General features: G+C 71.2%; 19 protein-coding genes. 9 read left to right on the top strand and 10 right to left on the bottom strand.

Annotated features, from left to right (window positions below):
- A complete protein-coding gene (locus tag ABEA33_RS25890; protein ID WP_345530012.1) occupies positions 1–975 on the bottom strand; it encodes a DUF4192 domain-containing protein in 975 nt (324 codons plus the stop codon).
- A 137-nt stretch (positions 976–1,112) separates the two neighbouring features.
- Here ABEA33_RS25890 and ABEA33_RS25885 point away from each other — a divergent pair, with 137 nt between their 5' ends.
- Complete coding sequence (locus tag ABEA33_RS25885) at positions 1,113–2,441, top strand: DNA polymerase IV (RefSeq protein ID WP_345530011.1); 1,329 nt, start codon at positions 1,113–1,115, stop codon at positions 2,439–2,441.
- On the opposite strand, the gene ABEA33_RS25880 is transcribed toward ABEA33_RS25885, so the two are convergent.
- Genes ABEA33_RS25880 through ABEA33_RS25865 form a run of 4 tightly spaced genes read right to left on the bottom strand, consistent with a single transcriptional unit; the run spans position 2,407 to position 5,125 of the window.
- The gene (locus tag ABEA33_RS25880; RefSeq protein WP_345530009.1) at positions 2,407–3,246 is read right to left on the bottom strand and encodes a 5-oxoprolinase subunit C family protein; all 840 of its coding nucleotides are present in this window, start codon (positions 3,244–3,246) and stop codon (positions 2,407–2,409) included. The genes ABEA33_RS25885 and ABEA33_RS25880 overlap by 35 nt on opposite strands.
- Positions 3,243–3,836, bottom strand: coding sequence for a 5-oxoprolinase subunit B family protein (locus ABEA33_RS25875; protein ID WP_345530007.1), 594 nt, complete (start codon positions 3,834–3,836; stop codon positions 3,243–3,245). Before ABEA33_RS25875 ends, ABEA33_RS25880 begins: the two co-directional genes overlap by 4 nt.
- Before the next feature lie 19 nt (positions 3,837–3,855).
- Positions 3,856–4,389 carry a DUF4333 domain-containing protein gene (locus ABEA33_RS25870; RefSeq protein WP_345530006.1) on the bottom strand — a complete coding sequence of 178 codons (534 nt, stop codon included), beginning with the start codon at positions 4,387–4,389 and terminating at the stop codon, positions 3,856–3,858.
- Between the two features lie 46 nt (positions 4,390–4,435).
- Positions 4,436–5,125, bottom strand: a complete 690-nt coding sequence (locus ABEA33_RS25865) for a 5-oxoprolinase subunit PxpA (RefSeq protein ID WP_345530005.1) — start codon at positions 5,123–5,125, stop codon at positions 4,436–4,438.
- Positions 5,126–5,147: 22 nt separating this feature from the next.
- Here ABEA33_RS25865 and ABEA33_RS25860 point away from each other — a divergent pair, with 22 nt between their 5' ends.
- The gene (locus ABEA33_RS25860) at positions 5,148–7,277 is read left to right on the top strand and encodes a S9 family peptidase (RefSeq protein ID WP_345530004.1); all 2,130 of its coding nucleotides are present in this window, start codon (positions 5,148–5,150) and stop codon (positions 7,275–7,277) included.
- Positions 7,278–7,457: 180 nt separating this feature from the next.
- A complete protein-coding gene (locus ABEA33_RS25855) occupies positions 7,458–8,414 on the top strand; it encodes a sigma-70 family RNA polymerase sigma factor (RefSeq protein WP_345530002.1) in 957 nt (318 codons plus the stop codon).
- 78 nt (positions 8,415–8,492) lie between these two features.
- On the opposite strand, the gene coaE is transcribed toward ABEA33_RS25855, so the two are convergent.
- Both coaE and ABEA33_RS25845 read right to left on the bottom strand, forming a co-directional pair.
- The gene (gene coaE / locus ABEA33_RS25850) at positions 8,493–9,083 is read right to left on the bottom strand and encodes a dephospho-CoA kinase (RefSeq protein ID WP_345530001.1); all 591 of its coding nucleotides are present in this window, start codon (positions 9,081–9,083) and stop codon (positions 8,493–8,495) included.
- Positions 9,084–9,104: 21 nt separating this feature from the next.
- Entirely contained in the window at positions 9,105–11,300 is a 2,196-nt protein-coding gene (locus ABEA33_RS25845) for a CocE/NonD family hydrolase (RefSeq protein WP_345530000.1), read from the bottom strand.
- A 79-nt stretch (positions 11,301–11,379) separates the two neighbouring features.
- Between ABEA33_RS25845 and arr the strand changes: the two genes are divergently transcribed.
- Entirely contained in the window at positions 11,380–11,814 is a 435-nt protein-coding gene (gene arr / locus ABEA33_RS25840) for an NAD(+)--rifampin ADP-ribosyltransferase (protein WP_345529999.1), read from the top strand.
- Positions 11,815–11,833: 19 nt separating this feature from the next.
- On the opposite strand, the gene ABEA33_RS25835 is transcribed toward arr, so the two are convergent.
- Positions 11,834–12,172: a hypothetical protein gene (locus ABEA33_RS25835; RefSeq protein ID WP_345529998.1), complete on the bottom strand. Its 339-nt coding sequence runs from the start codon at positions 12,170–12,172 to the stop codon at positions 11,834–11,836.
- 104 nt (positions 12,173–12,276) lie between these two features.
- Here ABEA33_RS25835 and ABEA33_RS25830 point away from each other — a divergent pair, with 104 nt between their 5' ends.
- The 3 genes from ABEA33_RS25830 (at position 12,277) to ABEA33_RS25820 (ending at position 13,556) form a co-directional block, all read left to right on the top strand.
- Complete coding sequence (locus tag ABEA33_RS25830; protein WP_345529997.1) at positions 12,277–12,717, top strand: VOC family protein; 441 nt, start codon at positions 12,277–12,279, stop codon at positions 12,715–12,717.
- A 233-nt stretch (positions 12,718–12,950) separates the two neighbouring features.
- Complete coding sequence (locus ABEA33_RS25825) at positions 12,951–13,214, top strand: hypothetical protein (protein ID WP_345529996.1); 264 nt, start codon at positions 12,951–12,953, stop codon at positions 13,212–13,214.
- 90 nt (positions 13,215–13,304) lie between these two features.
- Positions 13,305–13,556: a hypothetical protein gene (locus tag ABEA33_RS25820; RefSeq protein ID WP_345529995.1), complete on the top strand. Its 252-nt coding sequence runs from the start codon at positions 13,305–13,307 to the stop codon at positions 13,554–13,556.
- Here the strand turns inward: ABEA33_RS25820 and ABEA33_RS25815 are convergent.
- A complete protein-coding gene (locus ABEA33_RS25815; RefSeq protein ID WP_345529994.1) occupies positions 13,547–13,978 on the bottom strand; it encodes a MarR family winged helix-turn-helix transcriptional regulator in 432 nt (143 codons plus the stop codon). The genes ABEA33_RS25820 and ABEA33_RS25815 overlap by 10 nt on opposite strands.
- An 88-nt stretch (positions 13,979–14,066) precedes the next feature.
- Between ABEA33_RS25815 and ABEA33_RS25810 the strand changes: the two genes are divergently transcribed.
- The gene (locus tag ABEA33_RS25810; protein ID WP_345529992.1) at positions 14,067–15,893 is read left to right on the top strand and encodes an ABC transporter ATP-binding protein; all 1,827 of its coding nucleotides are present in this window, start codon (positions 14,067–14,069) and stop codon (positions 15,891–15,893) included.
- Here the strand turns inward: ABEA33_RS25810 and ABEA33_RS25805 are convergent.
- Positions 15,848–16,828: an NAD-dependent epimerase/dehydratase family protein gene (locus tag ABEA33_RS25805; protein ID WP_345529990.1), complete on the bottom strand. Its 981-nt coding sequence runs from the start codon at positions 16,826–16,828 to the stop codon at positions 15,848–15,850. The two genes, ABEA33_RS25810 and ABEA33_RS25805, sit on opposite strands and share 46 nt — an antisense overlap.
- 109 nt (positions 16,829–16,937) lie before the next feature.
- Here ABEA33_RS25805 and ABEA33_RS25800 point away from each other — a divergent pair, with 109 nt between their 5' ends.
- Positions 16,938–17,633 (top strand): TetR/AcrR family transcriptional regulator, encoded by a 696-nt coding sequence (locus ABEA33_RS25800; RefSeq protein WP_345529989.1) that lies wholly within the window; start codon positions 16,938–16,940, stop codon positions 17,631–17,633.
- The last annotated feature ends 2 nt before the right edge of the window (positions 17,634–17,635 follow it).

Below are 17,635 nucleotides of genomic sequence, written 5' to 3'. Positions count from 1 at the left end.
TCAGGTCGCCATGCCCACGGTCCAGTCGAAGCCTCCTTCCCAGGTGTCGGGCGGCACCGCTCGGGTCAACAGCTCGGCGACCAACCCGGCCAGCGAGTAGCCCGGATCGACCTCGACGCACCGGTCGACGGCGCACCAGGCGAGAGCGCCCTGGCCGGCCTGCCACGCCGCGAACGCCAGCAGCGCCGCCGGCGCGGGCACGAGAGGGTCGGGCGCCCGCCGGACCACGTGGGCCCAGAGCTCCACGTGCTCGCGTGCCCGCGGGCGGCGCAGCGGCGACCAGGCCGCGTCGCGGACCCGGAGGTCGAGCATCCCGCGCAGCAACCGGGCGACCTCGGCGTCGTCGGGCGCGGTGCCGGCCTCGACGTGCCGGACCACGAGCTCCCGCGCCCACGCCCCCTCGTCGAGCGCCGGGAGCGGATCGCCGGTGAGCGCTGCCAAGGCCGGAACCAGCCGGCCAACCAGCTCGGGGTCGGCGGCGACCGTCGCCGCCAGACGCTCGCGGGACGGGTGCACGACCCGGCCGTCGTAGACCGCCTGGGCGGCGAACGGGTGGGCTGACAGGTCGTAGGGCACTCCGGCGGCGGGAACTCCCGCCCGCCCGGGGACCGGCCACCAGCGACGACCGTCGGTGCGCAGCCCGTCGATCACCTCGACGCCGGCTCGTCGCAGGGCGCGAGCCGTCTGCTCGAGCGCGCGGTCGGCGAAGGTGTCGCGCTCGCTGTAGACGAGCAGGAACACCCGTGGCACGCGGTGCCGGCGCGCCGGGTCGACCAGCGATCCGGCCATTGCGACGACCTCGTCGGGCCGGATCGGCAGGTCGGCCCGCGCGTGGAACGGCGGGTCGCAGCCGAAGGTGAGCATCACCAGTGACTCGGTGGGCTCGAAGCCGAGGACGACGGGCACCACGGCGAGGACGTCCTCCGGGGTGCGGGCGGTCAGGGTGGTCGTGGGTGTGGTCTGGTCTGCGGTCATGCCGACGACGTTCCCGGGCCTCGCCGACGGTGACGGGGGGTCTTCGGGTGGGGTTGTGCAGACTCCTGCGGGACGGTCGGCTGTGGACGGAAGGTGGGCCGTCGGGCACCGTCCGTGGTCCGCGATAGGTTGCCGAGGTGCGAGCGGTTGCGTCGGTGCTGCACCTCGACCTCGACGCGTTCTTCGCGGCGGTCGAGCAGCGCGACAAGCCGTCGCTGCGCGGCAAGCCGGTGATCGTGGGCGGCGTCGGCGGTCGCGGTGTGGTCTCGACAGCGTCGTACGAGGCCCGCGAGTACGGCGTCCGCTCGGCCATGTCGACCCGGGAGGCGCGCTCGCGCTGCCCCCACGCGGCGTTCCTGAGTGGGCGGTTCCACGCCTACCGGTCCACCAGTGACGAGGTGATGCGACTGCTGCGCTCGGTGTCGCCGCTCGTCGAGCCGCTCTCGCTCGACGAGGCGTTCATCGACCTGGCTGCGGCCGACACGACCGAGCACCCCGGCCTCGCCGACCTGTCGTTGCCCTCGGTGACCGCGTTCGCCGAGGAGCTCCGCTCACGGCTCACCGAGGTGACGGGCGGGCTGACGGCGTCGGTCGGGATCGGGACCTCGAAGTTCATCGCCAAGGTCGCCAGCGACCTCGACAAGCCCGACGGTCTCGTCGTGGTCGCCCCCGGCACCGAGCGCGACCTGCTCCGCCCGATGAAGGTCACCGTGCTCCCCGGCGTCGGACCGGCGACGGCCGAGCGGCTGCGCCGGGTCGGGGTGCACACCGTCGCCGACCTGGAGTCCCTGGACGAGGACGAGCTGGTCCGGCTGCTCGGCAAGGCCAGCGGGCACTGGCTCTACAGCCTCGCCCGCGCCGAGGACGACCGCCCGGTGGTGGCCGAGCGCGAGGCCAAGTCGGTGAGCGTCGAGGGCACCTATGACCATGACCTGACCGACCGAAGCCTGATGGAGCACCTGCTGACCCGGCAGGCCGGCGACGTCGCCCGCCGACTGCGCAAGGCCGGGCTCTCGGGTCGCACCATCACGATCAAGGTGCGGATGCACGACTTCACCACGGTGAGCCGCTCGAACACGCTCGCCTCTCCCACCGACACCGCGTCGACCATCGCGCGGCTGGCGCGCGGGCTGCTCGCCGACCTGGACACCTCGGGCGGCGTACGCCTGCTCGGGGTCGGTGTCTCCGGGCTCGCCGACTGGGTGCAGGAGGACCTGTTCGGCGAGACGGCCGAGGAAGAGGAGGAGCTGCCCGAGGTCAAGGTGCCACACCACTCCCGCCGTGTCTGGGCGCCGGGCATGGACGTCGTCCACACCGAGATGGGGCAGGGCTGGGTGTGGGGCTCGGGCCGCGGGGTCGTGACGGTGCGCTTCGAGACGGCCGCGACGCCGGCCGGTCCGGTGCGCAGCTACTCCGAGGACGACCCGGAGCTCAGCCCCTGGCTCCCGCCGACCCAGCCCGAGTGAACGTCACCGCGTCGCCCGGACGCAGCTGCGCGCACTGCCACAGGTCGTCCTCGTCGACGACCGCGAGCACCGGGTAGCCACCGGTCGGTGGATGGTCGGCCAGGAACACGATCGGCACGCCGGACGGCGGCACCTGTACGGCTCCGAGGACCATCCCCTCGCTCGGCAGCTCTTCGTGTCCGGCCCGCGGGATCGACGCCCCGTCGAGGCGCAGACCGATCCGGTTGGAGTCGGCAGCCACGACGTACGGCGTCGCGCAGAGCCGGTCGAGCGCGCCCTCGACGAACCAGTCCGCCCGCGGACCGACCCGGACCCGCAGCGGACCGGGTCGCGGCGGGCGCGGCGTGTCCAGCGGCTGTGGTCGGCCTCGCGGCTGCCCCACCGGCAGCACGGCGCCGGCCTCCACCCGGGGCGGGCCGACCCAGGCGAGCGTGTCGGTGGACCGCGAGCCGAGCACTGGGGGCACCGCGATACCGCCGGCCACCGCGACGTAGGTGCACACGCCGGTCGGCGGCGTCGGGACTCGGAGCGTGCCACCCTTGGGGAGCCACTCGGCGCGGGCATGGGCGCTGCCGGCCCCGGCGACCGCTACCCAGCAGCCACCGTCGGCGCGCAGCTCGAGACCGCCGAGCACGACCTCGAGCACCGCGTCGTCCGCGTCGTTGCCGACGATCCGGTTGGCCAGGGCGGCAGCGGGGGCGTCGAGGGCGCCTGCCCGGGCGACCCCGAGGTGGGCGAGGCCCACTCGGCCGCGGTCCTGGACCGTCACCAGCGGGCCGGTGGCGAGCACGTGGAGAGACGTCATCGGGGGACGAACACCACCCGCGTGCCGGGCGCCAGCAGCGCCGGCCGGTCGCGCGCCGGGTCCCACAGCGTTGCTTCGGTGCGGCCGAGCAGGCGCCACCCGCCCGGCGACGCGGTCGGGTAGACGCCGCACCAGCTCCCGGCGAGGCCGACCGACCCGGGCGCCACCCGCGGACGCGGCGAGTCCAGCCGGGGTACGGCGAGCTCCCCCGGCAGCCCGGACAGGTAGGAGAAGCCCGGCGCGAAGCCGCAGAACGCCGCGACGTACTCGATCTCGGAGTGCCGAGCGACGACGCCGGCCACGTCGGTCCCCCAGAGATCGGCGACGGACGCCAGGTCCGGCCCGTCGTACACGACCGGCACCTCGACCCGCTCGCCACCGGGCGGCACGCCGGTCGCCGTCCACTCGCGCAGCAGAGCGGTCAGCGCCGCGACGTCCGGGACCCCGTCGAAGAGCACGGTCTGCGCCGCCGGCACCACCTCAGCCGCGCCGACGCCCGCCGACCGGGCCCAGGTCGCGAGATCGAGTGCCTCGACGGCGTGGGCGACCTCGGCGAGGACCGCGGAACGGCCGACGGGGCGCAGCTGCATGGAGACAGTCTGGACGGACTCAGGACTCGAGGGCGACCGTGCCGTCGAGGTCCTTCACCCGCAGGGTGACGTCCTGCGTCTCGTCGCCCATGTAGAGCGTGCATCCGAACGTGGTGTCGGGATCCTGGACGATGATGGCGTCCTCGCCGCAGTCGGCCTCGGCGGCCTCGATGCCCTGGTCGGTCGCCTCCTGGACGAGGTAGTCGACGACCTTGTCGGTCGAGATGATCGCCTGGGCCGGGGCGATGTCGAACTTCACGTCGTCGTCGGTCACGGTGGTGAAGGTGACCGTGTACGGCGCCTCGACGCCCTCGATGGACACCGTGCACTCGATGGAGGCGCCCTTCTCCGGCTCGGAGTCGTCCGGGCAGCTCGCGTCCGTGACCTCCAGGTCGGGGGTCGCCTTCTCCTGGGCCTTCTGGACCTGGTCGGCGACGTCAGCGGGGTCGTAGCCCCCGGTGTCGACGGAGACCGATCCGCTGCAGGCGCCGAGAGCGAAGAGGACGGGGGCGATGGCGGCGGCGGTCAGCGCGCGGCGCAGCTTGATGGTCACCTGCACATGATCGGGGCACGGCAGCCCCAGGTGAGTGGTTTCACCCCTACAGCCCTCGCAGCACCAGACCACCTTCGGCCAGACCGCGGCGTACGGCGATGGCGTGCGCGACCGCATCCGGGCTGTCGCCGTGCAGGCACACGGAGTCGACGGTCGCTGCCAGGGCGAGTGCCTGGGCCACGATCTGGCTCTCGTCGGTCACCAGCGCACCGGGCTCCGAGCGCGGCACCAGACGCCCGTCCGGCGTGTAGCCGCGATCGGGAAAGCCCTCGTGGAAGACCGCGCGCCCTGCCTCCGCCGCGAGCGTGAGCAGCCGGCCGGGCATCCCGAGCACGGGCAGGTCACCCGAGCCGTCGAGCACCGCTTGCGCCTGCTCCTCGTCGTCGAGGACCCGGTGGTAGAGGGCGCCGTGCGGCTTGAGGTAGCGCACCGAGGTGCCGGCGGCCACCGCGAGCTCGGCGAGAGTGCCGACCTGGTCGGCGACCTGGTCGCGCAGCACGGCGTAGGGCACGTCGCGGGCGACCCGTCCGAAGTTCACCCGGTCGTCGTACGACACCTGGGCGCCGACCGAGACGCCGAGCCGTGCTGCCTCCGCGCACACCACGCCCATGATGGCGGCGTTGCCGGCGTGGTAGCCGCATGCGACGTTGGCGCTGGTGACGACCGCGAGCAGCGCGGCGTCGTCGGTGACCTCCTCGCCGAGGTCGGCGTTGAGGTCGACCGTCTTGGCGTGCATGGCCCAACGCTATCGTCGCGACATGCAGCCGCCCGTCGCCGACAAGCGACCCACCAGCACCGAGATCCACGGCCACACCCGCACCGACGACTACGAGTGGTTGCGTGACAAGGACTCGCCCGAGGTCACGGCGTACCTCGAGGACGAGAACGCCTGGACCCAGGACCGGACGGCGCACCTCGCCGACCTGCGGCAGGCCGTCTTCGACGGCATCAAGGCCCGCACCCGCGAGACCGATCTGTCGGTGCCCACCCGCAACCGGGGCTTCTGGTACTACGGGCGCTCCTTCGAGGGCAAGGAGTACGGCGCGAGCTGCCGCGTCCCGGTCGCCGACCCCGATGACTGGACCCCGCCGAAGCCCGCCGAGGACACTGCGCCCGACCAGCCGGCGCTGCCCGGCGAGCAGGTCCTGCTCGACCTCGACGCGCTCGCGGAGGGCCACGAGTTCTTCTCCCTGGGCGGCTCCTCGGTCAGCCCGAGCGGCACCCTGCTGGCCTATGCGACCGACGTGGTCGGCGACGAGCGCTACACGATCCGGGTCAAGGACCTGGCCACCGGCCAGCTGCACACCGACGAGATCGCCGGCTCGCTCGGCGGCGCCACCTGGGACCGCGCGAGCGAGCACTTCTACTACACGACCGTCGACGACTCGTGGCGTGCCGACAAGATCTGGCGGCACCGGCTCGGCACCAGCCAGGACGAGGACGTGCTCGTCCACCACGAGACCGACGGCCGCTTCTGGGTCGGCGTGGGCCGCACCCGCACCGATCGGTTCCTGGTGATCGCGGCGGGCTCGAAGACGACGAGCGAGTACCGCTTCCTCGACGCCGACGACCCCGACGCCGGCTGGCAGGTCTTCTCCGAGCGCGTCGAGGGGCTCGAGTACTCCCTCGACCACGCCGTGATCGCCGGCGAGGACGTCTTCCTGGTGATGCACAACCACACGGGAGCCGACTTCGAGCTGGCCACCGCGCCGATCGCACCGACCCCGGCGGCCGGCTGGCGGCCGCTGATCGCGCACGACCCCGCCGTACGCCTCGAGGACGTGGACGCGTTCGCCGGCCACCTCGTGGTCCACCAGCGCAGCGAGGGCCTCACCCAGCTGCGGATCCTCGAGCTCGGCGACCAGGGCGTCGCCGACGACTACCTCGTCGAGTTCGACCACGAGATCTACACGGTCGGCTCGTCCGGCAATCCGGGCTTCCACCAGCCTGTCGTCCGCCTCGGCTACACGACGATGGCGGTGCCGCCCTCGGTCTACGACTACGACGTGCGCAGCCGGTCGCTGACCCTGCTGCGGCGGTCTCCGGTGCTGGGCGGCTACGACCCCGCCGACTACGAGGAGCACCGGCTCTGGGCGGTCGCCGACGACGGTGAGCGGATCCCGGTCTCGATCGTCGCGCGCAAGGGCCGCACCGGCACGGTGCCGACGCTGCTCTACGGGTACGGCGCCTACGAGACCTCGATCGACCCGTACTTCTCGATCGCGCGGCTCGCCCTGCTCGACCGCGGTGCGGCGTTCGCGATCGCCCACGTGCGCGGTGGCGGCGAGATGGGCCGGCGGTGGTACGACGACGGCAAGCTCTTCAACAAGCAGCACTCGTTCTCCGACTTCGTCGCGTGCGCGCGCCACCTCGTCGAGGCCGGCTGGTCGACGGCGGACTCGCTGGTCGCCGAGGGTGGCAGCGCCGGCGGGCTGCTGATGGGGGCTGTCGCCAACCAGGCGCCCGAGCAGTTCGCCGGCATCGTCGCGCAGGTGCCGTTCGTCGACGCGCTCACCACGATGCTCGACGCGACCCTTCCGCTGACGGTCACGGAGTACGACGAGTGGGGCAACCCGGAGGCCGACCCGGCCGTCTACGACTACATGGCGTCGTACGCGCCGTACGACAACGTGGCGGCGGTCGACTACCCGCCGATCCTGGCCGAGACGTCGCTCAACGACACCCGCGTGCTCTACGTCGAGCCCGCGAAGTGGGTCGCGCGGCTGCGAGCGACCGCCGTCGGACGCCAGGACTTCCTGCTCCGCACCGAGATGTCGGCCGGTCACGGCGGCGTGTCCGGACGGTACAAGTCGTGGCACGACCGGGCGTTCACGCTCGCCTGGATCCTCGACCGGATGGGCCTGGCAGGGGCCGAACCCCGAGCCTGATCCTGGGGCCGCCCCTGAGAAGTCCCTGAGAGTACGACCCCCATGCAACTCCCCGGCCGTCTCACACGTCGTCACTATTGAAGGTTCACGTTTACCAAGGGAATCCAAAGGTCACCGTGGACGTTGTTGAGAACGTGTGGAGACGCAATGGCGTCGTCCACGATCGAAGGAGGGCGTCACATGGCTACCCGTACCGCTCCGGCCCGAACGCGCGAGATCGAGGGCCGCGACAGCGTCGGCCTCTACCTCGATGAGATCGCCCGCAACCCGTTGCTCGACGCCGAGTCCGAGGTCGAGCTCTCGAAGACGATCGAGGCCGGCCTGATGGCTGAGCACCTGCTCGCTGAGGGCCGCGTCGGCCGCAAGAAGGGTGGCGCGCCGATGTCGGCGACCCAGGACGAGCTCGAGTGGCTCGCTGAGGAGGGTCGCCAAGCGGTCAAGACCTTCATCAACGCGAACCTGCGGCTGGTCGTCTCGATCGCTCGCAAGTACGGCCGGGCCCAGATGCCCATGCTGGACCTGATCCAGGAAGGCAACACCGGCCTGATCCGTGCGGTCGAGAAGTTCGACTACACGAAGGGCTACAAGTTCTCGACGTACGCCACCTGGTGGGTGCGGCAGGCGATCACCCGCGGCATCGCGCAGCAGGCTCGCGTCGTACGGCTCCCCGTGCACGTCGTCGAGGAGCTCAACCAGGTCGGCGGCGCCCGTCGCACCCTGGAGCGGCAGCTCGGCCGCGACCCCGACCCACAGGAGATCGCCAACGAGCTCGGCATGACGCTCGAGCGGGTCCTCGACCTGATGGCCTGGGGCCGCGAGCACGTCAGCCTGGACTCGCCGATCGACGAGGACGGCGACACGTCGCTGGGTGACCTGATGGCTCAGGAGACGACGCCGGGTCCAGACCTGTCCGTGCTCGACGTCGAGTCGCGCGAGCGGCTCAACAGCCTGGTGGGCCAGCTCGATGACCGCGCCGCCGACATCATCCGGTCGCGCTACGGCCTGGTCGACGGTCGGCAGCACAAGCTCGCCGACATCGGCCTGAAGCACGGCATCTCCGCCGAGCGGGTGCGCCAGCTCGAGCGGGAAGCCCTGCAAAAGCTCCGTCGCCTCGGCGACCCCGACCTCGCGGCCTGACCGCGATACTGACGTGGTTGCATAGTCGCAACCAACTGCTCGACCCCGTCCGACTCCTCGGGCGGGGTCGAGACCATTTCAGGCCGCAGCCACCAGCTCCGCGTACACCGCCTCGACGCGGGCGCGGAGCTCCTCGCGCGTGCCCGTGTTGACGATCAGGTACGTCGCGATCGCGCGGCGCTGCTCGGGCGTGGCCTGGGCGGCGATGCGGGACTCTGCGTCAGCCCGAGACCAGCCACGGTCCCGCAGCATCCGTTCGATCTGGACCTCTGCCGGCGTCTCGACGACGATCACTGCGTCGAAGGTGTCGGCCCGGCCGGACTCGGCGAGCAGCGGGATATCGTGGATGACGACGCCGTCCTTCGGGGCCGACGCCTCGAGCGCGGCGTACCTCTCGAAGACCAGCGGGTGCACGATCCCCTCGAGCACCTTGCGCTTCGCCTCGTCGTTGAAGACGATCTGGCCGACCTTGGCGCGGTCCATCCCACCGTCCGGCAGCAGGATCTCCGGTCCGAAGGCCTCGACCACCTGAGCCAGGCCGGGTGTGCCCGGCTCGACCACCTCGCGCGCCAGCTTGTCGCCGTCGATGATCACGGCGCCGAGCTCGGCCAGGATCGCCGACACCGTGCTCTTGCCCGAGGCGATGCCTCCGGTCAGTCCCACTCGCATGAGGGCAATCCTGCCGGACGACTACCTCCGGCCGTACGTCCGGCACGGCTGGCTGCGCAGCGAGCCACACTTCGGCGCCTTCGTGGGTACGTCGATCCCCGCGACCAGCGGCAGCACGATCCGCGAGCGGTGCTTCCGGTCGGCAGCGATCTGCACTCGCTCCCCGTGAGAGATGGTCTCGAAGGACCAGGTCGGGCGGGAGCCACCGGGGGCGTCCACCGTGATCCGGATCCGCGAGCCCTTGCGGAAGGGCTGTGCGAACGGGAAGAGCTCGACCCGGAGCTTGGTGAACTGCTTGCGCGACAGCGGTTTGGCGTCCGCCTCACGGTTGGTGTGCACCGGCGAGATCACCGTCGACTTCGCCCTGGCGAGCTTGCGGTGGCTGGCGCGCAGCCAGCCCGACTGGACGTAGACCTCCCGACCGTTCGGTCGCACCTCGGTGAGGGTCACCTCGAGGTCGGTGTCGCGGGCTCCGGGGGTGCGCACCCACAGGTCGACCGAGCCGGTGCCGACGGCGACCAGGGTCTGCTTCAGCGGCGGGGTGATCCACCCGAGTCCGGTGCCGGCCGGGATCTGCTTCCAGTTGTACGTCGGGTTGACCGCCCAGATCGAGCCCGGGCCCGTGAAGGTGGTCTTCGGCAGCGCGTTGGGACGGGCCCGGTAGCTGCGCGCCTTGGTCTTGCCCGGAGCCGCCTCGGACGGCTTCTCGCGGAGGTTCTTGCCCGGCGAGAGGTACCAGGCGGTCGCCTTGGCACGCGCGATCGGCCAGGACTTGAACGACTTCTCGAAGCGCGGCAGCGGCGACCCGGCCGGCTTCCCGTCGGCCGCGCCCTCCTCGAAGAGGACCCGGATCGGGTCCTGGCGCTCGAACGTCGAGAGCGCCTTGCCGTAGGTCATGCCGGCGTAGCTGGTGCCGGTCGGCATCGTCAGGCCGCTGACGCCGGTGAGCACACTCGCCAGGATGGGAGCCACGAACGCCTTGCGTCCTGTGGGGACCCGCTGGCCGACGTACAGATCCAGGAAGTCGGCGTACTTGTCGAAGACGCCGAGGCTCAGCGACTCGGTGTGCGAACCGTTGGTCATGGTCGCGTAGAGGTGCGGCGACGAGGTGAAGTCGTCGAGCATGGCCGGGAAGTGCCCGCCGGTCTGCTCGTCCTGCCAGGCGCCGGCCAGGAAGACCGGCACGTTGATCTTCTTCGCGAAGAGCATCGGCGAGATCGGGTCGCCGACCTCCTTCGTGTAGAACGGGTTGTCCTTGATCAGCTGCAGTGGGTCGGGGTTCTGCAGGCGCAGCGCCTGGTTGGCCGCACAGACGGTGTCGCCCGCGTCGACGCGCGGCTGCTCCCAGCCCTCGCCGTACGGCGCCGCGTCCTCGGCGCGGTCCTTCGCCCACGGGACGGCGAAGCCGGTGTTGAGGATGCCGCCCGGGTAGAGAGTGCCCTGGTAGGTGTCGTCGATGACCGACAGCGGCGAGATCGCGGAGAGGCTCGGCGGCTGGGTCTGCGCGACGTACAGCTGCGAGATGCCGGGGTAGGAGATGCCCACCATCCCGACCTTGTGGAACTGCGCCCACGGCTGCGCTGCGATGGTCTCGATCATGTCGTAGCCGTCGAGGCTCTGGATCGGTTCGAAGTTGCGGAACGAGCCGCCCGAGCACCCGGTGCCGCGGATGTTCACGCCGACGTAGGCGAAGCCCAGGTTCGTGTAGAGCTGCGCCATCACGGTGTTCTTGGGGTTGCTCGGGTCGTAGCCGGAGTACTCGACCACGGTCGGGAAGGGCCCGGTGCCGGGCGGGAAGGTGACGTTCGCCGAGAGCGTGGTGCCGTCGCGGGTCGTGATGTAGCCGAAGCCCTTGTCGAGGGTCTGGCCGGAGTAGAACGACGGAGCCGGAGCCGGGTCGTCGTAGTCCGTGACCGTGGCGGCCTTCGACGCCGCCCGGCCGCTCGTCGTACGCACCGTGTAGCTGCCGGGGTCGAGCTCACGCCAGGCGAAGCTGCCCGCGGTGTCCACGGTGCCCGTGCCGACGACCTTGTTGGCGCCGGCGACCAGCTCCACGCCCTGTCCGGCGGTCGCGTCCAGCAGGTACACCTGGTTGACGCTCCCCCGCACGACGAAGTCGCCCGGCGCCGCGGTGGCGATGTCGGTCGCCGTCAGCGCTCCGCCGATGAGAGCGATCGTGGCCAGAGCCGCAAGTGACGCCCGTCTCATGCTTCGCATGGCGCGATCGTGCCATGTGATGTCTCCGCCATCGACACAACGCGACGGGATTCGTCCGTCACGTCAGTACTGTCGACACATGAGCGCGATGGGCGAACCGGTGGCCTTCGAGGTCTACCAGGCCGGTCTCTACCTGCACGGCACGAAGGCCGACCTCGCCGCGGGCGATCTGCTGGTGCCCCGCCGCGAGTCCAACTTCGAAGCCGGCCGGGTGATGAACCACGTCTACTTCACTGCCACCCTCGATGCCGCGACCTGGGGCGCCGAGCTCGCCGCGGGCGAGGGCCGCGGCCGTATCTACGTCGTCGAGCCGACGGGTGACTTCGAGGACGACCCCAACGTCACCGACAAGAAGTTCCCCGGCAATCCGACGCAGTCCTTCCGCAGCCGCGAGCCGCTCCGCGTCGTGCGCGAGCTCGTCGACTGGGTCGGCCACTCTCCCGAGAAGCTGCAGGCGATGCGGGACGGTCTCGACGCGTTGAAGGCGCAGGGCAACGCGCAGATCTCCGACTGAGGTCGCTGAGACGCAGGCGCTACCGGTTCCCGCGACCGAACATGCGCCCCAACCGGTCCGCCATCGACCTCGCCGGCTTGATCTCGACCAGGGTCGACTCCTCCGGATGGGGAAGATTCCCCGCCTGGTCCGCGGAGAGCGTCGTACGGACGTGGCTGGTGTAGATCGAGCCGATCTGGTCAGCGTCGACGAACCGGGTCCCTTCGGACGTCTCGACGAGGATGCCGTCGAAGACCGAGACCCTTTCGTCGACGAGCACGTCCTGGACCGTGGCGAACGTGTGCCCGTCGCTCGTCTGCACCGGCGTGCCGGGCTGGAGCGCGGTGTAGGCGATGGGGTGATCAGGCGCGTCAGACATGTCCCCACACTAAGACGGCGTTGCCAGGGCAGCATGTCGAGATCCCGGCCCCGGCTCGGTCCCAGCTTCGACTCGACCAGTTTCACCAGCGAAGGATGGCTCACATGTCACACGTACGACGCTTCGACCACATCGGCATCACCGTCGCCGACCTCGACTCGGCGACGGCGTTCTTCGTCGGGCTGGGCCTCGAGGTCGAGGGCACCGGATCAGTGGAGGGCGAGTTCGTCGAGACCGTCTGCGGCATCCGGGGCGCGCACTGCCGGATCGCGATGCTGAAGTCGCCCGACGGCGGAGCACGGCTGGAGCTCTCGAGCTTCGTCACCCCTGACCACGTGCCCGGATCGCCCGCCGCGATGGCCAACGAGCTGGGCTTGCGCAATGTCTCCTTCGAGGTCGGCGACCTGCAGGCAGCGGTGGACGCCGTGGCCGCGGACGGCTACGGGCTCGTCGCCGGCATCGGCGAGTACGAGGGCAGTGTGCGGATGGCCTACGTGCGTGGACCGGAGGGGATCATCGTCTCGCTGTTCGAGCAGCTCGGTTGAGGTGGGTCTTTCCGCTGGCTGTCGGCGCGGGCAGCGAGGCCGGCTGGGCCCGCCGCACCATGTCGCCATAGGGATCCGGGGTGGCCCGTGTTCATGCTGGGGCGGGGGTCGCTGAACCGACGGGAGGTGGTCCTGGACAGCGGCCGTACCTGGCCTGGTTCTGCTTGATCTGGCGGTCCCTGAGGTCGTTGTCATAGGGAACGGGCTTCTTCGGAAGGTAGGAATCGAACCACTTGGAGGCCGGTGTCTCGTCCGTGGAGTACCGGGTCGACGTACCGGCTCGGCGTCGCCGACGTGGGCGCGCGGATCTCGGTGCGCGTCACGGCGACCGGTGCCGACCGTCCGATCGGGACCGCCACGTCAGCACCGTCAGCGACGGCCGCCTGACGCTGAGGGTCAAGGCCACCGGCCGCGGCTCCACGAAGGTGAAGGTCCGCTACCTCGGCAGCAGCGTGCTCGACGCCAGCGCCGCCTCGGGCAGGTACCGGGTGCGCTGACCGGAGCGCTACGACGCTGGAGGGCGGTGCTTCGACACCGCCCCTCCAGATGTCGGTGCCGTGACATAGGTTTGATCTCGTGAGTGAACGATGAGCAAGACCGACGAGCTGCGCGCGATGCGTGAGGCCAAGTACGCACGGGCCGCCGCCGCCCTGAGCGGTCAGCCCCAGGCCCAGCCGAAGACGGAGCCGAAGAAGAAGACGGCGGCCAAGCCGAAGACCGATCCCAAGACCGAGCCGCAGGCGGCGACCGATGACGGCCTGTGCGGCCACCGGTCGATGAACGGCCGCAGCTGCACCCGCGAGGCCGGCCACGCCGCCAAGAGCCACCGCTACTCCTGAGCGACGACCAACCGCAGGATCCGGTCGAGCTCGGCCCGGTCGGCGTCGCTGAGCACTGACAGCCGTTCCTCGGTCGCCGTACGACGGGCCTCGTCGAGCTTCGCGCGCAACGCCGTCCCCGCCGACGTGGGTACGACGCTGGTCGCACGCCGGTCGGCCGGATCAGGCTGACGCGCGACCAGTGACCTCTCCTCGAGGGCATCGACGACCTCGGTCGCCGACCGGGGCGCGATCCGCAACCGCTCGGCGAGGGTGGAGAGCCGGACCGGGCCGAGCTCCGCGACGGCGCGAAGAGCGCGCGCCTGGCTCGGCGTGACGTCGTACTCCGCCATCACCTCACCGAAGGAGCGGCGCATCGAGCGCGCCGCCATCATCAGGAGGTCGCTCGTCGACTCGTCGCCCCCGGATGAATGAGTGTGCACGGGAACATCCTAGCGAATGCGGGTGTTCCCTCATCGTGAGGTAACCTCACCATACTACCTGGCACCCACCCGTGAGAGAGGTGAGCGCATGGAGGAGTCCATGAGCCGCGGCCGCGGAGGCCGCCCCCAGAACCGCCATCCCGAGTCGCGAGCGGCCGACAAGGCCCAGCTCGCCGACGCTCCCGTCTCGCTGCGCCGCATCGGGCGGCTCTTCGCCGCACACCGAGCCCGCCTGGCCTTCGTGGTCGTCCTGATCGTGGCCAGCTCGCTGATCGCCCTGGCCCAGCCGTTCCTGATCAAGCGCGTCATCGACGTCGCGATCCCCCAGCAGGACGTCTCCCTGCTGCTCACCTGCGTCCTGCTCATGGTGGGCATCGCCGTCGCGACCTCCGCGATCGGCGTCGTCCAGACCTGGCAGTCGACCACCGTCGGGCAGCGCGTGATGCACCGCCTGCGCTCCGACCTCTTCGGCCACCTGCAGCGCCAGTCGATCGGCTTCTTCACCCGCACCCGCGGCGGCGAGATCCAGTCGCGGGTCGTCAACGACATCGGCAGCATGCAGTCGGTCGTCACCTCGACGGCCACCTCGATCGCGTCCAACCTGACCACGGTCGTGGGCACCCTCGTCGCCATGCTGCTGCTCAGCTGGCAGCTCGCCCTGGTCACCCTCGTCGTGCTCCCGCCGGCCGTCATCCTGACCCGTCAGGTCGCGCGGATGCGGTACGCCGTGACCGCCGCACGCCAGCGCAAGCTCGCCGACCTGCACGTGCAGGTCGAGGAGGGCCTGTCGATCAGCGGCATCCAGCTCACCAAGACCCTCGGCGCCGCGCCCACGCTGGCCCGACGCTTCGAGCAGACCTCGGCCGACCTCGTCGACCTGGAGGTGCGCTCGCAGCTCGCCGGCCGCTGGCGGATGGCCACGATGAACGTCGTCTTCGCGGCCGTGCCCGCCACCCTCTACCTCGCCGCCGGCCTGCCCGCGACGTCCGGCGGCATGACGATCGGCACGCTGGTCGCCTTCGTCGCCCTTCAGGGCGCGCTGTTCCGCCCGCTGATGGGGCTGCTCGGCGTCCAGGCCGACGTCACCGCGTCACTGGCGCTCTTCAGCCGGATCTTCGAGTACCAGGACCTCCCGATCGAGATCGACGACCCGGCCGACCCGGTCCGGCTCGATCACGTCCGTGGCGAGGTCTGCTTCGACCACGTCGACTTCGGGTACGGCGACGCGACCGTGCTCCATGACATCGAGCTCACGGTGCCGGCCGGCGGCTCCCTCGCCCTGGTGGGCGAGACCGGCAGCGGCAAGACGACGCTCGCCTCACTGGTCGCCCGGCTGCATGACCCCACGACGGGTGCGGTCCGCATCGACGGGGTCGACGTACGCAGCCTGACGCTCGAGGACCTGGCTGCGACCGTCGGCGTGGTGACGCAGGAGACCTACCTGCTGCACGCCACGGTCAAGGACAACCTGCTGCACGCGAAGCCGGGCGCCACCGACGCCGAGATCGAGGCGGCCTGCCGGGCCGCGCGCATCCACGACGTCGTGGAGGCGCTGCCCCAGGGCTACGACACGATGGTCGGCTCGCGCGGCCACCGGTTCTCCGGCGGCGAGAAGCAGCGGCTGGCCATCGCCCGCACGCTGCTGCGCAACCCGCGGATCCTGGTGCTCGACGAGGCGACCAGCGCGCTCGACAACGAGACCGAGCGGGAGGTCCAGGCCGCCCTCGACCGGCTGGCCGAGGGACGGACGACGATCACCATCGCCCACCGGCTCTCGACCGTGCGCAACGCCGACCAGATCGCCGTACTCGCCCGCGGTCATGTCGTCGAGCTCGGCACCCACGAGGAGCTGCTGCTGCGCGGTGGGCGCTACGCCGACCTGGTGCGCAGCGGACTCTCGACCGTCGCCGCCTGAAGGGTCGGGTCTGCGTTGAGCGCGGTCGCGCGGCAGACCTCGTCCCACGGCGTCGGCGTCAGGCCGAGCTCTCGCTCGATCGCACTGGAGTCGAGCACGTAGGGCCGCTGGAACTGGTACTCGGTCTCCCGCAGCTCACGCATGACGGACACGAACAGCCCGCTGAGCGCCAGGGTGCCCTTCGGGAAGCCCTTCACCGTCACCGGCTCGCGGCCGGCCGCCCGGCAGACGTCGGCCACCGCCTGTGCCTGGGTGACCGGGCCGTTGGTCGGCGCGTGCCAGACCCGGCCCCAGGTCTGCGGGGCAGCAGCTACGGCGACCAGCGCCCGGCCCATGTCGCGCACGTCGGTGAACGAGTGGGGTACGTCGGGCCGGCCCATCACCCGCACGGCCTTGCCGGCCAGTGCGGCCGGCGCGACCCGGGCGATGTGCCCCGCCTCGACGGTGACGCCCGGACCCATGTAGTCCGAGCCGCGCACCTCGACGGCGCGGATCCGGCCGGCCTCGTGCCGGGCCTTCGCCTCGGCCCACATCCCGGCCCTGATCCGGGCCTTCTTCGTGGCCGCCGCGTCGGGCATCCCCTCGACCATGGGGACGTCGACCGGCCCGTAGCCGTAGAGGCATGACGCGGTGACGAGCACGGCGCCGGTGCGCTCGGCGGCAACCAGGAACGCCTCGGCCACCGGCGGCCAGAACGTCGGCCACACCGTGTAGTCCGATGGGTTGACGCAGTTGTAGATCGCGACGGCGCCGGCGGCCAGCTCGACCAGACGATCGGCATCCGCCGCGTCGGCCGCCTCGCGGCGTACGCCAGGCAGGTCCGGGCCGGCACCCGAGCGACTAACCAGCCGCACCTCGTGGCCGGCCGCGACCAGCTCGTGCGCAGTGGCGCGACCGACGGGGCCGGCGCCGACGACGACGTGGAGCTCTGACATGGTTCCTCCTGAGGTTCGAAACGAGAGCGCTGCTCTCCGTTCCTCGAGGGTGGCACGACGCGCAGTCGAAAGCAAGAGCACTGCTCTCGTTTTGTGCGACCATGTCGGCATGCCCCGCATGTCCCGCGCCGAGAACCGTGCCGAGCAGACCCGCGCGATCCTCGAACGCGCCCGCGCCCAGCTCGCCGAGGTCGGCCCAGCAGCGCTGTCGGTCCGTCAGATCGCCCGCGACGTCGGCCTGGTCTCCTCGGCCGTCTACCGCTACTTCCCCAGTCGCGACGAGCTGCTGACCGCGCTGATCGTGGAGTCGTACGACGAGCTCGGCGACGCGGTCGAGCAGGCCGATGCCGGCGTACGGCGCCGGTCCGACCTCGACAAGCGGTTCCTGGCCGTGTGCGCCGCCATCCGCGACTGGGCGCGCGCCAACCCGCACGAGTACGCCCTGCTCTACGGCTCCCCTGTGCCCGGCTACGTCGCTCCTCAGACGACGACCACGTCGGCCAGTCGGATCACCGGCGCGTTCCTGCGACTCGCCCAGGAGTCCGAGACCGCCGGCGATGTGCTCGGTGCGCCCACCGGCGCCGTCCCGCCGAAGGGGCACCAGGCGCTCGGCGGCGTGCATCTCGCGCTCGAGACCACGGTCGCCGACGATCGGATCGTGCGCTGGCTGATGGCGTGGACGACGGTCTTCGGCCACGTCAGCATGGAGCTCTTCGGCCACATGCACCGCGGCATCCTCGACTACGACACCCACTTCCAGCAGGTGACCGGTCAGCTCGTCGCCGACCTGGGGCTGACCGGCTAGAG

The organism is Nocardioides endophyticus (genome assembly GCF_039543845.1).
Classification (GTDB): Bacteria; Actinomycetota; Actinomycetes; order Propionibacteriales; family Nocardioidaceae; genus Nocardioides; species Nocardioides endophyticus.
The sequence above is the reverse complement of the archived record's forward strand: the minus strand, read 5'-3'. Positions and strand labels throughout refer to the sequence as shown.

Coding starts and splice junctions, on each gene's coding strand:
- ABEA33_RS25830 (WP_345529997.1), top strand. CDS start 12,277: ATGTCACACGTACGACGCTTCGACCACATCGGCATCACCGTCGCCGAC.
- ABEA33_RS25855 (WP_345530002.1), top strand. CDS start 7,458: ATGGCTACCCGTACCGCTCCGGCCCGAACGCGCGAGATCGAGGGCCGC.
- ABEA33_RS25835 (WP_345529998.1), bottom strand. CDS start 12,172: ATGTCTGACGCGCCTGATCACCCCATCGCCTACACCGCGCTCCAGCCC.
- ABEA33_RS25865 (WP_345530005.1), bottom strand. CDS start 5,125: ATGCACGCCAAGACGGTCGACCTCAACGCCGACCTCGGCGAGGAGGTC.
- ABEA33_RS25890 (WP_345530012.1), bottom strand. CDS start 975: ATGACCGCAGACCAGACCACACCCACGACCACCCTGACCGCCCGCACC.
- ABEA33_RS25800 (WP_345529989.1), top strand. CDS start 16,938: ATGCCCCGCATGTCCCGCGCCGAGAACCGTGCCGAGCAGACCCGCGCG.
- ABEA33_RS25805 (WP_345529990.1), bottom strand. CDS start 16,828: ATGTCAGAGCTCCACGTCGTCGTCGGCGCCGGCCCCGTCGGTCGCGCC.
- ABEA33_RS25875 (WP_345530007.1), bottom strand. CDS start 3,836: ATGCAGCTGCGCCCCGTCGGCCGTTCCGCGGTCCTCGCCGAGGTCGCC.
- coaE (WP_345530001.1), bottom strand. CDS start 9,083: ATGCGAGTGGGACTGACCGGAGGCATCGCCTCGGGCAAGAGCACGGTG.
- arr (WP_345529999.1), top strand. CDS start 11,380: ATGAGCGCGATGGGCGAACCGGTGGCCTTCGAGGTCTACCAGGCCGGT.
- ABEA33_RS25880 (WP_345530009.1), bottom strand. CDS start 3,246: ATGACGTCTCTCCACGTGCTCGCCACCGGCCCGCTGGTGACGGTCCAG.
- ABEA33_RS25860 (WP_345530004.1), top strand. CDS start 5,148: ATGCAGCCGCCCGTCGCCGACAAGCGACCCACCAGCACCGAGATCCAC.
- ABEA33_RS25820 (WP_345529995.1), top strand. CDS start 13,305: ATGAGCAAGACCGACGAGCTGCGCGCGATGCGTGAGGCCAAGTACGCA.
- ABEA33_RS25845 (WP_345530000.1), bottom strand. CDS start 11,300: ATGCGAAGCATGAGACGGGCGTCACTTGCGGCTCTGGCCACGATCGCT.
- ABEA33_RS25810 (WP_345529992.1), top strand. CDS start 14,067: ATGGAGGAGTCCATGAGCCGCGGCCGCGGAGGCCGCCCCCAGAACCGC.